This is a genomic window from Chryseobacterium sp. C2(2020), assembly GCF_014218915.1.
Taxonomy (GTDB): Bacteria; Bacteroidota; Bacteroidia; order Flavobacteriales; family Weeksellaceae; genus Chryseobacterium; species Chryseobacterium mucoviscidosis.
Genome location: NZ_JACLCT010000030.1, coordinates 41062 through 55311, shown reverse-complemented (window position 1 = coordinate 55311; position 14250 = coordinate 41062). Strand labels below are relative to the sequence as shown.

Sequence of the window (14250 nt, the reverse complement as noted above, 5' to 3'; positions counted from 1 at the left end):
TTTCTCTCTCGTTTCATAGGTTAAAATTAAGGTTTTATGCTTAACTTTAACTGGACGCTAAATTAGTACATCCACAACTTCAAACTTATATTCCTAATCGAGATACTAACTATATCAAAGCAGAAATATTTGCTATGACTTACGGTAGGGATAATTCAGCAAACGGACATCGTCCTACCTATTAATAATAAATTCAAAATACATTCCACAATATGAAAAATCACAAAATTTATTTAAAGCAAAATGACAGTCAGTTTCCTTCTGATAAGGAAATTAGAATAGCTTTAAGAAAGCTAGGATTGAAAGATGTTGTTTTTTCTATATTAAAGACAGTTGAGTTTGCCGAATTATCCGAAAGGAATTTAAAAACTGTCATTACAAGCAAACCTCAAAATCCTTTAGAGGAAATATTGAAAAAACAATTATTAGAATAAATTACGTCAAGTTTTGACGTTATCCCGAAATATATTTGTTGAAAACTTATACAGATTGTTATTTTCACCACTTAAAGAAAAATTGTAAATTGCAGGAAACGCAAAACACATACAATATTAATATTTATGATGAGAAAAAAATATATATTTCCCTTAACAATTATAGGCACAATAAGTTTCGGTCAAATTCCGAACTTTCCTACTCCACAAGCAAGTGGATTAGGAAATTATTCCAGTAATAATTATGGCAGTCCTACAAACGGCAAAAGCTCCCAAAGAAGTTATGAGCCGTCTTTGTCAAGTACTTATCAAAACTCAACAAATACAGTTCAGCCCCACAATAACAACAAAGTACAAGCAAGATCACAAAATGATGCTGTAATGCGAGGTATAGGGCAAGACATTGAAGAAGTTAGGGAAATACAATTCCGTGAATGGATCGACAATGGCAGAAATATATCGTATCAATTACCCTCATTATCAGGAAAAACAGGAACAAAAGCCTACTATGATGCTTTTAGCAAACTTTCTGGAATGGATGCAGAAAACTATTTATTGACGGATGTTAATTTTACCGTAGAAAATGCGTTTTATGACAACAAACAAAATTTGGGACAGTTCAAATCAGGAATACAGAAAACGGCAAAACAACTTTTGCAGAAAATGAAAGAAAGGAAACAGAACACCGAAAGCAATGTTTCCAAAAACCTAATGATCTTTGAGTATTTTTCTAAAGATATGAATCTGGGAGGTAAAACACATAAAGCCTTTCAATACGATTTTAAAGACTATATGGGACAAAAAGACTATTCCAAAATGTTTGTTTCCAAACTTCTTAAAACAGGCTCAGGACAATGCCATTCAATGCCTTTATATTATTTAATGTTGGCAGAAGCTATGAATACAGAGGCGTATTTATCATTAGCTCCTAATCACTCTTATATTCGTTTTGTAGATGATGAGGGAGTTTTACGAAATATAGAACTTACTAACGGAATGTTTCCTACTGATAATGCGTTTTTAGAATCAGGATATATCAAATCAGAAGCCTTACAGAATAAAATCTATTTAGAAAGCCTTACTAAAAAAGAACTGTTAGCAATGGCTTATTTTGATTTGGCGAGAGGATATGTAAGCAAGTTTGGGTATGATGAATTTGTAAACAAAGTTATCGATAAAGCATTGGAACTTTATCCAAACGGAATCGCACCGAACATGGAAAAGGCAAATGTTAGTCAGGTAAGGTTTGCCAATGTAATGAAACAATTAGGTATTAATCCCGAAGACAAAAGAGATTTACAAAGAATCCGCTATTTTCCAAAGGCAATTGAACAGTTAAATCAAATCAACGAACAGTTTAATCACATTGACAACTTAGGATATGCAGAAATGCCTGCATCGGCTTACGAATCATGGCTCGGAAGTCTGAAAACAGAAAAAAACAAGCAGGAAAGTGAAGCATTGGCAGAAAAAATGCGACTGAACCAACTGCAAAAGCAAAAGGAAAAGGAAAAACAGGAACAAGAAGCTGTAAAAAAAGCACAAGAAAAGAAAAAGCAAGAACAAAAACCGAGATATATCCCTATTGACCCGAATAAATTATAAACAAGTGATTGAACATAAAAAATTAATAGATAACTTTAACAAAAAAACAAATGACTATGAAAAGAATATTATTGATTGCTTTTGCAGTAATAACAGGCTTTACACAGGCGCAAATCAAGAAGAAGCCCAAAACTGAAAAGAAGTGGGTAAATCCTGTCAAGCTGACAAAGGAAGAAAGACACCGTCCCTATATGAATGAAGTATTAAAAACTAAGGACTCATTGACACCACAGGAGGCGGAAAGACGAAGAAAGAATATTGCTATCGGAAACCCTTTTGCTAAATATGGGGTTTATCCAAAGATTGCAACACTCAGTAAAGGAAAGTATCTGGAATTTCACGATACGGACAGTATTGTAGTTATTGGTTCTGTAAGATATAATACCAAAAGAGGAAATATCATTGAAATAAGGGAAGTTGATTTATCTGATCCTGATGCACAGCCAATTGGCGATACTCATGGACGTTGGATGTCCCCCGATCCTTTAAGTGAGGAGTTTAGAAGATGGACACCTTACAATTATGGAATGAATAATCCTATGAGATTTATTGATCCTGATGGAAGAGAAGCAAAAGATATACGATTTTCTCAAACAGTCAGAGAAGATGGAACAACAGTAGTTACTATGACAGTTACGGGAAAAGTAATCAATGATTCTGGAAAATCATTTACAAATGAACAAATGAATGCTTATGCTGATCGAATAAGTGGTTCATTAAAAGATGTATATGGTATCAAAGGTGATAAGTTTGAAGTTAATGTAGTTACAAATATTACAGCTGTATCGGAAGATAATCCTTTGACTGCTACAGATCATGCATTTAGAATTGTAGATAATGGAAAGATACCAAACGGATTAGGTGGTTATGAACCTGAAGGTACTTTAGGAAAAGCGACTTATGGAGAAAATGTTGTTTATCTTGGAACGCAAACGTTAAGTGGAACAGAAGCCAAAACGGGACAATATGCAGGAACTGGGAAGACTGAAAGTGGTTTTGCAACGTTAGAACGCACATCTGCTCATGAGATAGGACATTCTGGCAATTTGCAAGGACACCCTGATCCCAAAGCAGCATCAGGAAACATTATGCTTCAAACACAATCTTCAAGTGCAGGAAAAACTGTAACTCCTGAACAAATTACTCAAATGCAAGATTCATACAATAATGGCAAACTTAATAACGGACATCAATCAATACCTGTAAGACAATGATAATTTCTAATATAATGAAAAAATCTCTTTTCATACTTTGTATCTTTATTGGCTTGAGCTATAATGCTCAAAAGCGTGATAATAAATTTGAAATATCTTTTCAGGATCATTTCAAAGGAGATTTGGTTTCTTTAAGAATAGGAAAATGTGAAATGTTTAAAAATAGAGTTCTTACTTCTCGGGAGATTGGTTTTGCGGGAATAATAATAACATTTTTTGAACCAAACAAGATTGTACTTTCGGAAAATGGAAATACAATCTTTGAAAAAAAATGTAATATTAATTTAAAGAAAGAAATTAACTTTCATTTAAAATTAAATAATAAAAAAGAAATTTTAAAAATTAATCTTAATAAAGGAAAGTATATAGGACTAAATAAAAATGAAGATAAATTTGAGCTTCGACAGCTTACAACTCCTTTTGAATATGAATAATTTTTCAAGCCTATATGATTAAGAAACATACTATTATAATTTTTATTCTAACTTTTTTAGTTAATACTATCAACGCTCAAAAGCAGGAAAACCATTTTTATACTGATGCCTACCAAACTATTGATAATATGCTAAATGATAAACAGCAGTACAGCTTCAAAGAAGCAGTATTTGGTGTTGAAAATGCTTATTATCAAGGCAAATTAGATACGGAAGGTCTTAATCGTAAAATTGAATTTTTAACGAATTTTTGTAACCGATTAGTTAAAAACAGAAAACTTAGTTATTCTGAAAAAGATGCAGAAAAAGTAAACAAATATGCAGCAATCTATACGGTTATGTGCCAATCCACTCCTGTTATTTTCGGGAATGACACAATAAATTATAAACCATTCACCTACGATTTTGAGGATGTATTTGGGCATAAAGAACTGTCAAATTTATTTGTATCAAAATTATTAGATACACAAAAAGGCAATTGTAACTCTATGCCGTATCTTTATAAGATTTTAGCAGAAGAGTTAGGAATTGATGCCAATTTAGCACTTGCTCCAAACCATGTTTATATCAAGCATAATATTAAATCCATCGGTTGGTACAATACAGAGCTTACGAGTGGTATTTTTCCTATTGATGCGTGGCTGTCGGCTTCTGGGTTCATTCATCTGGATGCCATTAAAAATGGTGTGTTTATGAAAGCTTTGAACAATAAAGAAAGTCTGGCTTTGCTATTAGTAGATTTAGCCAATGCTTACAATAGAAGTTATCCAGATAATGACGGTAGTTTTGCATTGAAATGTGCTGACAGGGCGATACAGGTTTATCCTTATTTACCTAATGCTTTGCTATTACAGGCAGAAACCCATACAAAGCAGTTTAAAAAACTTATGAAAGAGGAGAATATAAAAGATATTCAGGCTACATTATCAAATCCAAAGGCTAAAGAATTATTTGATACGATGAATAAGGAATACACTCATATTCATAAAATAGGGTATCGCAGTATGCCCGAAGAAATGTATTTAGATTGGTTGGTATCTTTGAAAACTGAACGATCAAAATATGAAGATACAAGATTGTCTAAATAATATTTTTAAGCCCTGTCAATAAACACATATATCTAAATAACAGAAATGTAATACAAAAATGAGAATTTATCTAGATAAACAAATTTTCAGTCATTTATTCAAAGGAGAAAAAGTACCATATATTAATTTGTTACAAAAAATAATAAGCTCAAAAAGCAATCATATTTATTGTTATTCTCATGCTCATTTACAGGATTTAAAAAATGACAAAACTGACATAAAATATGAAGAACTTGAGTTCATGGAAAAGATTGTTGATGATAACTATCTTCAGTATGATTCTTCTAGTAAAGATGCATTCTGTTATCTTGCTAAACCAATAACTGCATTTACGGAGATTGAAAATACTAAAGAAGAAATTATAGATTTTACAACTATTTTTGATGATATTGATTACAGTCTTTTAAGTAAGGATCAAATTGAGCAGTTTGAAACAGCAAAGAATTTTTTGCAAAATTTCAAATTTGATTTCAATTTTATGAAACTTGATGAAGTATCTGAGGAATTATCAGAACCCTTAAAAAAAATAGTCCCTTTTAATTCAGAGCCGATGAATGTTTTTGAAATGGCTCAAAAATTTTTAGAAACACATAAATTAATGGAAGAAGATAAAAGTGTATACAAGGGATTAAGAAATATAACTGATAAATATATCAATAATGGAAAATTCACATTAGATTATAATAACTTAGATTTTAATGATGATATGAAAAATTCCGTTTTGAAGAAGAGTTTTGTTGAATTTGTAAATAATAATTTAAATCCGAATGGAGATAAAGAAGTTTCCAGATATGATTTTTTTAATAATGCATACTTTTCTCTAGATATACTTGGTATTAGCAAAGAGCCCTCCAAATCAGTAAAATATAGAAATGTCCTCAACGATGGCTTACATAGTTTTTATGGCGCATACTGTGATTATGTTGTTTCAGACGATAGTGGCTTTTTAAAGAAAACCAAAGCTCTTTATAAATTATTAGGAATCGATACCGTTGTATTGCATATTGATGAATTTATTAGTTCATTCTCATTTGTAATTGACAGTTCAGAAAAAAGTTATTTTAATTTTATTTCTCTCTTGACTAATGATTTAGAAAATGCAATTATAACCAATACAAAAAAATCACTTAAATATAATCGTGTTACCATAGAAATAAAACCCAATCATATTTATCTGGGGTATTTTAATAAAATAGACCAAATGCTTGAAGATAATATTACTTATATATATTTATACAAACAAAGGTCAAATTACTCTTTTTTTAATTTTTATAGGGAAACTGAGATAATTGTAAATAATTGCTATAAAATTTTCGGTGTAGATGATAATGGAAATGGAAAATTTAACTGGGATATTGAAAGAAAAGAACTTAAAAGATCGGAATGGAATGGTAGATTCTGGAACAAAGGTCAATTTACATTACTGTTAGATATTAACGAAGGAACTGAAAAAATAGGTTTATTACTCACAAAAATGTAATTCATATTATTAAATATTTTGAGGAATTTATAATAGTTGTTATTTATAAAATTTAATATTATTATTGTAAAATTATGTGGACATTAGATAAGCTGAATACTTTTATAAAAGAAGGAGTTGAAGAAAATTTACATCTTGACTACAAAGCTTCTGGCTCAATTTCAAAAAAGAATGATAAAAAAAATGAAATCTCTAAAGATGTAAGTGCTTTTGCAAATTCCGATGGAGGAGTAATAATTTATGGTATAAAAGAATTTGATGATCTTAATAAAAAACACCTCCCTGAAAGAATCGATCCAATTGATGGCAATGAATATACAAAAGAATGGTTAGAGCAAATTATTAATAGTACTATTTCACCTAAGATTCACAATGTTGTTATAACCCCTATTCAAGTAGAAGAAAAAGATAAAAATAAACTCGTTTATGTAGTTGAAATTCCCAAAGGTAATACAGCACATCAAATGAGTGATAAAAGATATTACAGAAGATACAATTTTCAATCTATTGCAATGGATGATTGGGAGATAAAAGATATTATTAACCGAACATCTAGAACGCAGGTTAATTTAGTATTTAAAGCTAATACTCCAAAGAAACTCTTGTTAAAAATGTTAACGCAAAAAATTGTAGTAGGAATTTATGTTGAAAATACAGGGAACAAAATAATACAATATCTTGATTGTTACGTGAGTGGTAAAAAGGAATCATCAAAATTTATTATAAAACCCAAAACGCCAAATGATAAGGATTTTCAAATACCTTTTTCTAATGTTATAGAAAGAGAAATATCACTTGGAGCAGAAACCTTTACAGTTAATACTGAAAGAATACCCATACTACCAAAAACTTATAGAAGAATTGGAGAGATTGAGCTAAAAGAGGAATTTATTAGTGAAAATCTAGCATTGACCTTTCAAATTTCTACTGAAGATAATGTAGAATTCTTCGAGTATACTGGAATGGAAATAATAAATAATCTCGTTTAATAAAGTTTTATTCTGAATCAATTAAATCAAATAGTAGAGCCTCAATTAAGAGGCTTTTCTAATTTGTCTAAAACATTATCAAAACGATCATCAAAATATGAAATTACTTTCCCATCTTTAATCATTTTGATTTCATCATGTGAAACATGGATTTCTACATCGGGTATCTCAAATATTAAATAATTACCAGTATTTCTTTGTGACCACTTAATGTTTCTTCCCTCAATCATGGATGCAACTAAATCTAACTTAGATTTTCTAGCTTTGTTTCTTTTTATTGACATATTATTATATTTTTTTTATTGGAAACAAATATATGATGCAACCTAATCTTCTTGCGGTTTGCTAAAATATTGCTTAAACAATTATTTTAAATAGATTTTTTAAGATGAATTGATCAGTTAAAATTATATTCTATTTTTATTTGGATGAAAAAATATAATGGTGAATCCCTGCCTACAAAAATACCCCACCTAATCTCTTTCAAAAACTCAGACAATCCTTATAGTAGAATTTACGACAATTTAATACTAAAAAAATATTTTGAGTGTATTGATACCCCCTACTACCTCTAATCAGTACCCCTCCAAAGTTACTTTTTTGGGTAGCCCCCTAACAACTGTCAAACCTTTTCTCAAAAGTAAGTTCTGTTTTATTTGGTTTTGTGGATCTGTTTTTATTTCCACTTACATTTTTTCTGGTTATACTCTTCAAACTATGTATTTATTAATATTTTTCTGACAGTTTTTGTTGGTGGCTGTTTATGTTTAAAAATATTTTAAAAACTTTAATTTTAAAGTTAAAATCTCTGTCAATTGGCATGAATATTGACTTTATTAATATGTCAAAGAACTGTTTCAAGTTCTTTTTTTCTACATAGATTCTCACAATAATATAAAAAATGCCTAAAGTGCTACGAACACGATAGGCAACATCAATAAATTTTAACTCATCTAAAACTTATCAACATGACAAATTTACAAAATTGTCTTGATTCTTGCAGTATTTATGTAGGAACGTATGCAAAGTACAACAACGGAAGCCTTTACGGAAAATGGCTTAATCTTTCAGATTATTCAAATTATGAAGAACTTTTAGCCGAAATGGAAGAATTACACAAAGACGAATCAGACCCAGAGTTCATGCTTTCCGATTACGAAAACTGCGAACTGTTTGAAAAACTCGGATTGATTAGCGAGTGTCATATATCGCCTGAGATTTACGAAATAGCATCACAAATAGATGATTCTGGCTTTGATATTGAGGTTTTTGAATCCTATGTCGATTGTGTTGGAAAAATGGATTTTCAAAGTGTTTATGATGGTGTAATAAACTATTATATAGGTGAATATTCAGACGATGAAACATTTGCTCAATATATGCTAGAAGAAAGTATTCCTGAAAGTTTACCCAACTACATTTATATTGATTGGGAAACTACGGCAAGAAATCTAATGTATGATTATTTTGAAAGCGGAGGATATTATTTTCGATCTTAAATGTTTTTTCAACTTGACCTTGACCCCAACCTTGACTTGTTGACAAAAAATAACTAAAATAAAAAAGCAATCAGTTGATTTTCAATTGATTGCTTTGCTTTTAATGTAGACCCACAGGGATTCGAACCCCAGATGACTGAACCAAAATCAGTAGTGTTACCGCTACACCATGGGTCTGTATTTCTATGACGCGAAATTATATAAATTATTTTAAAAATAAAAATGATATTAAAAGAAAAGTGCGTGGCAATCGATTATTAATTGATTTACAAAGATTTATTTTTTTAACTTTTTTATTCGGAATGAAAGTTTCTTTGCATATTAATTATGAGAAAGTATGATTTGAAATCAGAGCTTTTCTGCTACAAATATCAAATTAAATAAAAAGCGTATCTTTGCAAAAAATTGGGCTCCAAAAGTTGGAGAAACCCATTAATAACGTGTCCTGAGCTTTGTCGAAGGATTATTAAACATTTTTTATGTCGAATATTGTCGCAATCGTTGGGCGTCCCAACGTAGGAAAATCAACGCTTTTTAATCGTTTACTGGAAAGAAGAGAGGCTATCGTAGATTCTACCGCCGGTGTTACCAGAGACCGTCATTACGGAAAATCCGACTGGAACGGAGTAGATTTCACGGTAATTGATACTGGTGGTTATGATGTAAACAATGACGATGTTTTCCAGGGAGAAATTTCAAAGCAGGTTCAGTTGGCGATTGATGAGGCAACTTCTATCATCTTTATGTTGAATGTAGAAGAAGGGCTTACAGATACGGATTACGAAATCCACGAAATGTTGAGAAGATCCAATAAGCCGGTTTATATCGTAATCAATAAAGTAGATTCTTCCAAAGAAGAATTGGCAGCTACAGAATTTTATCAGTTGGGAATTGAAAAATATTACACTTTGTCCTCTGCAACAGGTTCCGGAACAGGAGATTTGCTGGACGATGTGGTAAAGGATTTCCCGACCACCGAATACAAAGATCCTTTTGAAGGTTTACCGAAAATTACCATTGCAGGTCGTCCGAACGTAGGGAAATCTACCATGACGAATGCTTTGCTTGATGCCGACAGAAATATCGTAACAGATGTTGCAGGAACTACAAGAGATAGTATCCAGACCCTTTATAACAAATTCGGACACGAGTTTGTATTGGTAGATACTGCCGGAATGAGAAGAAAATCCAAAGTAAGCGAAGACTTGGAATTCTACTCTGTCATGCGTTCTATCCGTTCCATCGAATACTCTGATGTTGTGATTATCATGGTGGATGCTACTCAGGGATGGGAATCTCAGGATATGAACATCTTTGGTCTGGCTCAGAAAAACAGAAAAGGAATTGTGATTCTTGTTAATAAATGGGATTTGATTGAAGGTAAGGAGACTAATACCATGCGTGATTTCGAAAAACAGATTAAAGATAAGATCGGGCAGTTTCAGGATATTCCTATTTTATTCGTTTCTGCATTAACGAAACAGAGAATACTGAAAGCGGTAGACATGGCAATGCAGGTGTATGAAGACCGTAAGAAAAAGATCAAGACTTCTAAACTTAATGAAGTAATGCTTCCAATTTTTGAACAGACTCCGCCGCCTGCAAACAAAGGTAAATACATTAAAATTAAATACTGTGTACAGCTTCCGACGCCGTCACCACAATTTGTATTCTTCTGTAACTTACCGCAATACGTAAAAGAACCATATAAAAGATTTACTGAAAACCAGTTGAGAAAAGAATTCGGGTTTACCGGAGTTCCTATCGAAGTGTATTTCAGACAAAAATAAATTGTAATCCCTTTCAGATTTTTCTGAGAGGGATTTTATTCTTCATTAAATATATATTTTAGATAAAAGCTTTTCAAAATAATGAACACAATCGTTTTATCAGAACAATTTTCTTTAGTTAATTCATGGATCAATGAGCTTCGAAATGTTGAAATCCAACACGACCGTATGAGATTCCGCAGAAATATGGAAAGAATCGGCGAAATTGCTGCTTTCGAGATCAGCAAAACACTGGAGCAGAAAGAAATTGAAATTCAGACTCCTCTGGATACGATTAAAGTGAAAGAAATTGCTGTTCAGCCGGTTATTACAACCATTTTGAGAGCCGGAGTTCCTTTGTTTGAAGGAATTTTGAATTATCTTGATAAAGCAGACTGCGGATTTGTTGCCGCTTACAGAAAACACGACGCCAACGATTATTTTTCTATTAAACAGGACTATTTAACGTGTCCCAATATCGAAGGCAGACCTTTAATTGTTGCCGATCCGATGTTGGCAACCGGAGCTTCTCTTATCGAAGCCATCAAAGATCTGTTAACCCATGGAAAGCCGACTGAGCTTCACATTGTTGCTGCAATTGCTTCAAGGCAGGGAGTTGAAACCATAGAAAAAGCGTATCCCGATGCCAAAATCTGGGTAGGAGCTATTGATGAAAACCTTACCTCAAAAGGATACATCACTCCCGGATTAGGAGATGCAGGAGACTTAAGCTACGGAGAAAAACTACAGCGATAATATAAATCTGATCAATCTTTCTCAGGATCATTTTTACATCTTAATTTCTTTTATTTTTACGGAAACTGAAAAAGCCGAAGGAAAAAATATTTTTTCTCGTCTAATACAAAAAGTGACCGTAATGAAAACCGGAATATGAATTTCGAGTTTATTTTCTATCAGCATCAGAAGATGGTGTATAATCTTGCCTTGCAGTATACCCAGAATACCGAAGATGCGGAAGAAATAACTCAGGATGTTTTTGTAAAAATATCACAAAAAATGGATGGCTTTAAAAATGAGTCATCCTTAAAAACATGGATTTACCGCATTGCGATTAATACCTCTTTAGATTTTCTTAAACATAAAAACACTAAAAAACGATTCTTTTTCGGTCTTTTCAGAGATTCGGATGCTGAAAACAGGCAGAATGAACTGGTAGATTTCAATCATCCCGGTGTAGTTCTTGAGCAGAAAGAAGAAGTGATGAAAATTTTCAGCTTCATCAATATGCTTCCGAATGATCAGAAAACAGTCGTTATTTTAATGAAAATTGAAGGCAATTCTCAACAGGAAACCGCTGAAATCATGAATATCAGTCAGAAAGCGGTGGAATCACTTTTTCAGCGCGCCAAAAAAAATCTTGTCCAAAAACTAAATCAACAGAAGGAATATGAAAAATAAATCGTCTAAGTATGTAATGGAAGATCAGTTGCAGATATTAGAAAAAATTCAGAGCGTGGAAGCTCCTTCAGAATTGTACGTAAAGATTCTCAGTAAAATTGAGAATCAGAAGAAAGATATTGTTTCCCCAAAATGGATTTTCGCCGCTGCAGCCGTGATTGCTATTCTAATCAGTTTGAACGTAAAAGTTATTCAAAACACAAAAGATAATTCAAAATCAGATTTTGATACCTTATTTATGATGAAATCACAAAATACTTTTTCGTATGACTAAAAACAGGTTTTACATTTTTATCATCATCGGTCTGTTGATTTCTAATCTACTGTTGGTTATCTTCATGCTCATGCGAAAACCTCCGCATCATTCAGGTCCGAGAAATCTTATTATAGAAAGGCTGCATTTTGATGAAAAACAAATACAGCAGTATGATGGGCTGATTCAGCAGCACAGAATGCAGATCAGAGAAAAAGAACACGAAATGATGGATGCGAAAACGCAGTATTATTCATTATTAAAAAATAAAGATCAGAAAAACGGAGATTCTTTGGTACAGCAAATCGGAAAGATAAGTATGGAAACCGAGAAAATTAACTTTAAACATTTTCAGGACATCAGAAAAATTTGCCGTCCCGACCAGTTGCAGGATTTCGATCATCTTATTGATGAATTTGAATCTCTTTTTGCTCCCGGACCGAAACCTTCACACGAGCGATGAAAAAAATTATTTCGTTTTTATTTAGTTTTCGTGGGTTTGGTTTTTTCTTTCGCAGACAATATTTACCGGAAAATAAGTCAGTTAAAAATAATTCGGAAAGAAGATCATAACTGTAGATAAACAATTTCCCCAAAAAGTTTTATCAGCCGAAGGAAAATAAATGTATTGTCGTCTAAGAAAATAATGATGGCGTAAAGAATAAATAAAATGAAATCGGAGAGCTTAAAAAGTAAAACAGCCTTTGTCAGCTTAAAAAACAATGTGTAATAAAATTAAAAGGTTAGCACAAATCTTAAGAACTACGATTAATCATGAAGAATCAATTTTTTTATTCCGAAAATAGCCTCTAAAAACTTTTAAACTAAACATTCTAAAAACCTCTTATGAAAAAACTTACATCATGGCTTGTTCCTGCATTCTTCACAGCAGTAGCCTTATATTCCTGTTCGGGCAGCGATACCTATGAAGCAACTCCGGTTACACAGGAAGAATATCCCGGAATTCTGGCTGCTTTTGGTTCCAATATCAATCTCAGCAGTCTTGAAAATTATGCCAATCAGCCTAAACCAGCTTATATTACAAGAGATAACACAGCCGGAAATCCGATTACAGATAAAGGTGCTACTTTAGGAAGAATGCTTTTTTACGACAAAAATCTTTCCAAAAACAACACCATTTCATGTTCAAGCTGTCACAAACAGGAATTTGCTTTTGGAGACAATGCAGTTGCAAGTACCGGAGTGAACGGAACAACAGGCAGACATTCCATGAGACTGGTGAATGCAAGATTCGGAAATGAAATGAAATTTTTCTGGGACGAAAGAGCAGCTAGTCTGGAAGCACAGACTACGTTCCCGATTCAGGATCATAACGAAATGGGCTTCAGCGGAACAAATGGAGACGGAACACTTCAGGATCTGATTGCAAAACTGCAGAACATTAAATATTATCAGGAAATGTTCAAATTTGTTTACGGAGATGCTACCGTTAATCAAACAAGAATTCAGAATGCATTGGCGCAGTTTATCCGAAGTATTCAGTCTTTTGATTCCAAATATGATGCAGGAAGAGCCGCAAGCGCAAATGATCAGCAGCCGTTTGCAAATTTTACGGCACAGGAAAATCAGGGTAAAAATCTATTTCTGGCTCCTCCTGTTTTTGATGCCACAGGAAACCGTACCGGTGGCGGATTGGGTTGTGCAGCCTGTCACGCCGCTCCGGAATTTGATATTGATCCGAATTCCAAAAACAATGGAATTATTGGCAAAATCAGCGGAACAGGAATCGATGTTTTTAATACCAAAGCTCCAAGTTTAAGAAACATTACCAACAGCAGCGGAATAGAAAACGGACAGTTTATGCACACCGGAAACCTGACAACGCTTCAGCAGGTGATTGGTCATTACGGAAATATCAATATTGCACCGGGAAATACCAATCTGGATCAGCGTTTGGCACCTAACGGAAACGGGCAAAAGCTAAACCTTACAGCCACGGAAGTAAATGCGGTGATCGCATTTCTGAAAACGCTTTCCGGAACCGACGTATATACCAATAAAAAATGGAGCAATCCTTTTAAATAATTACAATTTCTTAAAGCTGT

The 14250-nt window shown here is 32.7% G+C and carries 15 protein-coding genes and 1 tRNA gene; 14 read left to right on the top strand and 2 right to left on the bottom strand.

The features are described from left to right. The first annotated feature begins 212 nt into the window (after nt 1-212). The 7 genes from H6W52_RS15775 (at nt 213) to H6W52_RS15745 (ending at nt 7244) form a co-directional block, all read left to right on the top strand. Nucleotides 213-434, top strand: coding sequence for a hypothetical protein (locus H6W52_RS15775; RefSeq protein ID WP_185216809.1), 222 nt, complete (start codon nt 213-215; stop codon nt 432-434). A 126-nt stretch (nt 435-560) separates the two neighbouring features. Next, nucleotides 561-2039, top strand: a complete 1479-nt coding sequence (locus H6W52_RS15770; protein WP_185216807.1) for a hypothetical protein — start codon at nt 561-563, stop codon at nt 2037-2039. 56 nt (nt 2040-2095) lie between these two features. Beyond that, nucleotides 2096-3253, top strand: a complete 1158-nt coding sequence (locus tag H6W52_RS15765) for a hypothetical protein (RefSeq protein WP_185216805.1) — start codon at nt 2096-2098, stop codon at nt 3251-3253. 14 nt (nt 3254-3267) lie between these two features. Continuing rightward, nucleotides 3268-3687, top strand: a complete 420-nt coding sequence (locus H6W52_RS15760; RefSeq protein WP_185216803.1) for a hypothetical protein — start codon at nt 3268-3270, stop codon at nt 3685-3687. 14 nt (nt 3688-3701) lie between these two features. After that, entirely contained in the window at nt 3702-4775 is a 1074-nt protein-coding gene (locus H6W52_RS15755) for a hypothetical protein (RefSeq protein WP_194304401.1), read from the top strand. Nucleotides 4776-4833: 58 nt separating this feature from the next. Continuing rightward, nucleotides 4834-6255: a hypothetical protein gene (locus H6W52_RS15750; RefSeq protein ID WP_185216801.1), complete on the top strand. Its 1422-nt coding sequence runs from the start codon at nt 4834-4836 to the stop codon at nt 6253-6255. A 74-nt stretch (nt 6256-6329) separates the two neighbouring features. Then, on the top strand, nt 6330-7244 hold the full coding sequence (locus tag H6W52_RS15745; RefSeq protein WP_185216799.1) for a helix-turn-helix domain-containing protein: 915 nt from the start codon (nt 6330-6332) through the stop codon (nt 7242-7244). A 41-nt stretch (nt 7245-7285) separates the two neighbouring features. On the opposite strand, the gene H6W52_RS15740 is transcribed toward H6W52_RS15745, so the two are convergent. Continuing rightward, nucleotides 7286-7528, bottom strand: a complete 243-nt coding sequence (locus H6W52_RS15740) for a hypothetical protein (protein WP_185216798.1) — start codon at nt 7526-7528, stop codon at nt 7286-7288. 684 nt (nt 7529-8212) lie between these two features. Here H6W52_RS15740 and H6W52_RS15735 point away from each other — a divergent pair. Continuing rightward, nucleotides 8213-8743, top strand: coding sequence for an antirestriction protein ArdA (locus tag H6W52_RS15735; protein ID WP_185216797.1), 531 nt, complete (start codon nt 8213-8215; stop codon nt 8741-8743). A 106-nt stretch (nt 8744-8849) separates the two neighbouring features. Here the strand turns inward: H6W52_RS15735 and H6W52_RS15730 are convergent. Further along, nucleotides 8850-8920 (bottom strand) — tRNA-Gln (locus H6W52_RS15730). 302 nt (nt 8921-9222) lie between these two features. On the opposite strand from H6W52_RS15730, the gene der reads away from it, so the two are divergent. The 6 genes from der (at nt 9223) to H6W52_RS15700 (ending at nt 14230) form a co-directional block, all read left to right on the top strand. Continuing rightward, nucleotides 9223-10533 carry a ribosome biogenesis GTPase Der gene (gene der / locus H6W52_RS15725; protein WP_116097518.1) on the top strand — a complete coding sequence of 437 codons (1311 nt, stop codon included), beginning with the start codon at nt 9223-9225 and terminating at the stop codon, nt 10531-10533. An 81-nt stretch (nt 10534-10614) separates the two neighbouring features. Continuing rightward, nucleotides 10615-11268, top strand: a complete 654-nt coding sequence (upp, locus tag H6W52_RS15720) for a uracil phosphoribosyltransferase (RefSeq protein WP_116097520.1) — start codon at nt 10615-10617, stop codon at nt 11266-11268. Between the two features lie 135 nt (nt 11269-11403). After that, entirely contained in the window at nt 11404-11931 is a 528-nt protein-coding gene (locus tag H6W52_RS15715; protein WP_116097522.1) for an RNA polymerase sigma factor, read from the top strand. Then, nucleotides 11921-12205 (top strand): hypothetical protein, encoded by a 285-nt coding sequence (locus H6W52_RS15710; RefSeq protein ID WP_116097524.1) that lies wholly within the window; start codon nt 11921-11923, stop codon nt 12203-12205. The genes H6W52_RS15715 and H6W52_RS15710 overlap by 11 nt, the downstream gene beginning before the upstream one ends. After that, nucleotides 12198-12647, top strand: coding sequence for a Spy/CpxP family protein refolding chaperone (locus H6W52_RS15705; protein ID WP_116097526.1), 450 nt, complete (start codon nt 12198-12200; stop codon nt 12645-12647). The genes H6W52_RS15710 and H6W52_RS15705 overlap by 8 nt, the downstream gene beginning before the upstream one ends. A 383-nt stretch (nt 12648-13030) precedes the next feature. Next, nucleotides 13031-14230 carry a cytochrome-c peroxidase gene (locus H6W52_RS15700; RefSeq protein ID WP_116097528.1) on the top strand — a complete coding sequence of 400 codons (1200 nt, stop codon included), beginning with the start codon at nt 13031-13033 and terminating at the stop codon, nt 14228-14230. Nucleotides 14231-14250: the final 20 nt, after the last annotated feature.

Coding starts and splice junctions, on each gene's coding strand:
- H6W52_RS15710 (WP_116097524.1), top strand. CDS start 11,921: ATGAAAAATAAATCGTCTAAGTATGTAATGGAAGATCAGTTGCAGATA.
- H6W52_RS15775 (WP_185216809.1), top strand. CDS start 213: ATGAAAAATCACAAAATTTATTTAAAGCAAAATGACAGTCAGTTTCCT.
- H6W52_RS15745 (WP_185216799.1), top strand. CDS start 6,330: ATGTGGACATTAGATAAGCTGAATACTTTTATAAAAGAAGGAGTTGAA.
- H6W52_RS15705 (WP_116097526.1), top strand. CDS start 12,198: ATGACTAAAAACAGGTTTTACATTTTTATCATCATCGGTCTGTTGATT.
- H6W52_RS15700 (WP_116097528.1), top strand. CDS start 13,031: ATGAAAAAACTTACATCATGGCTTGTTCCTGCATTCTTCACAGCAGTA.
- der (WP_116097518.1), top strand. CDS start 9,223: ATGTCGAATATTGTCGCAATCGTTGGGCGTCCCAACGTAGGAAAATCA.
- upp (WP_116097520.1), top strand. CDS start 10,615: ATGAACACAATCGTTTTATCAGAACAATTTTCTTTAGTTAATTCATGG.
- H6W52_RS15740 (WP_185216798.1), bottom strand. CDS start 7,528: ATGTCAATAAAAAGAAACAAAGCTAGAAAATCTAAGTTAGATTTAGTT.
- H6W52_RS15755 (WP_194304401.1), top strand. CDS start 3,702: ATGATTAAGAAACATACTATTATAATTTTTATTCTAACTTTTTTAGTT.
- H6W52_RS15760 (WP_185216803.1), top strand. CDS start 3,268: ATGAAAAAATCTCTTTTCATACTTTGTATCTTTATTGGCTTGAGCTAT.
- H6W52_RS15735 (WP_185216797.1), top strand. CDS start 8,213: ATGACAAATTTACAAAATTGTCTTGATTCTTGCAGTATTTATGTAGGA.
- H6W52_RS15715 (WP_116097522.1), top strand. CDS start 11,404: ATGAATTTCGAGTTTATTTTCTATCAGCATCAGAAGATGGTGTATAAT.
- H6W52_RS15770 (WP_185216807.1), top strand. CDS start 561: ATGATGAGAAAAAAATATATATTTCCCTTAACAATTATAGGCACAATA.
- H6W52_RS15750 (WP_185216801.1), top strand. CDS start 4,834: ATGAGAATTTATCTAGATAAACAAATTTTCAGTCATTTATTCAAAGGA.
- H6W52_RS15765 (WP_185216805.1), top strand. CDS start 2,096: ATGAAAAGAATATTATTGATTGCTTTTGCAGTAATAACAGGCTTTACA.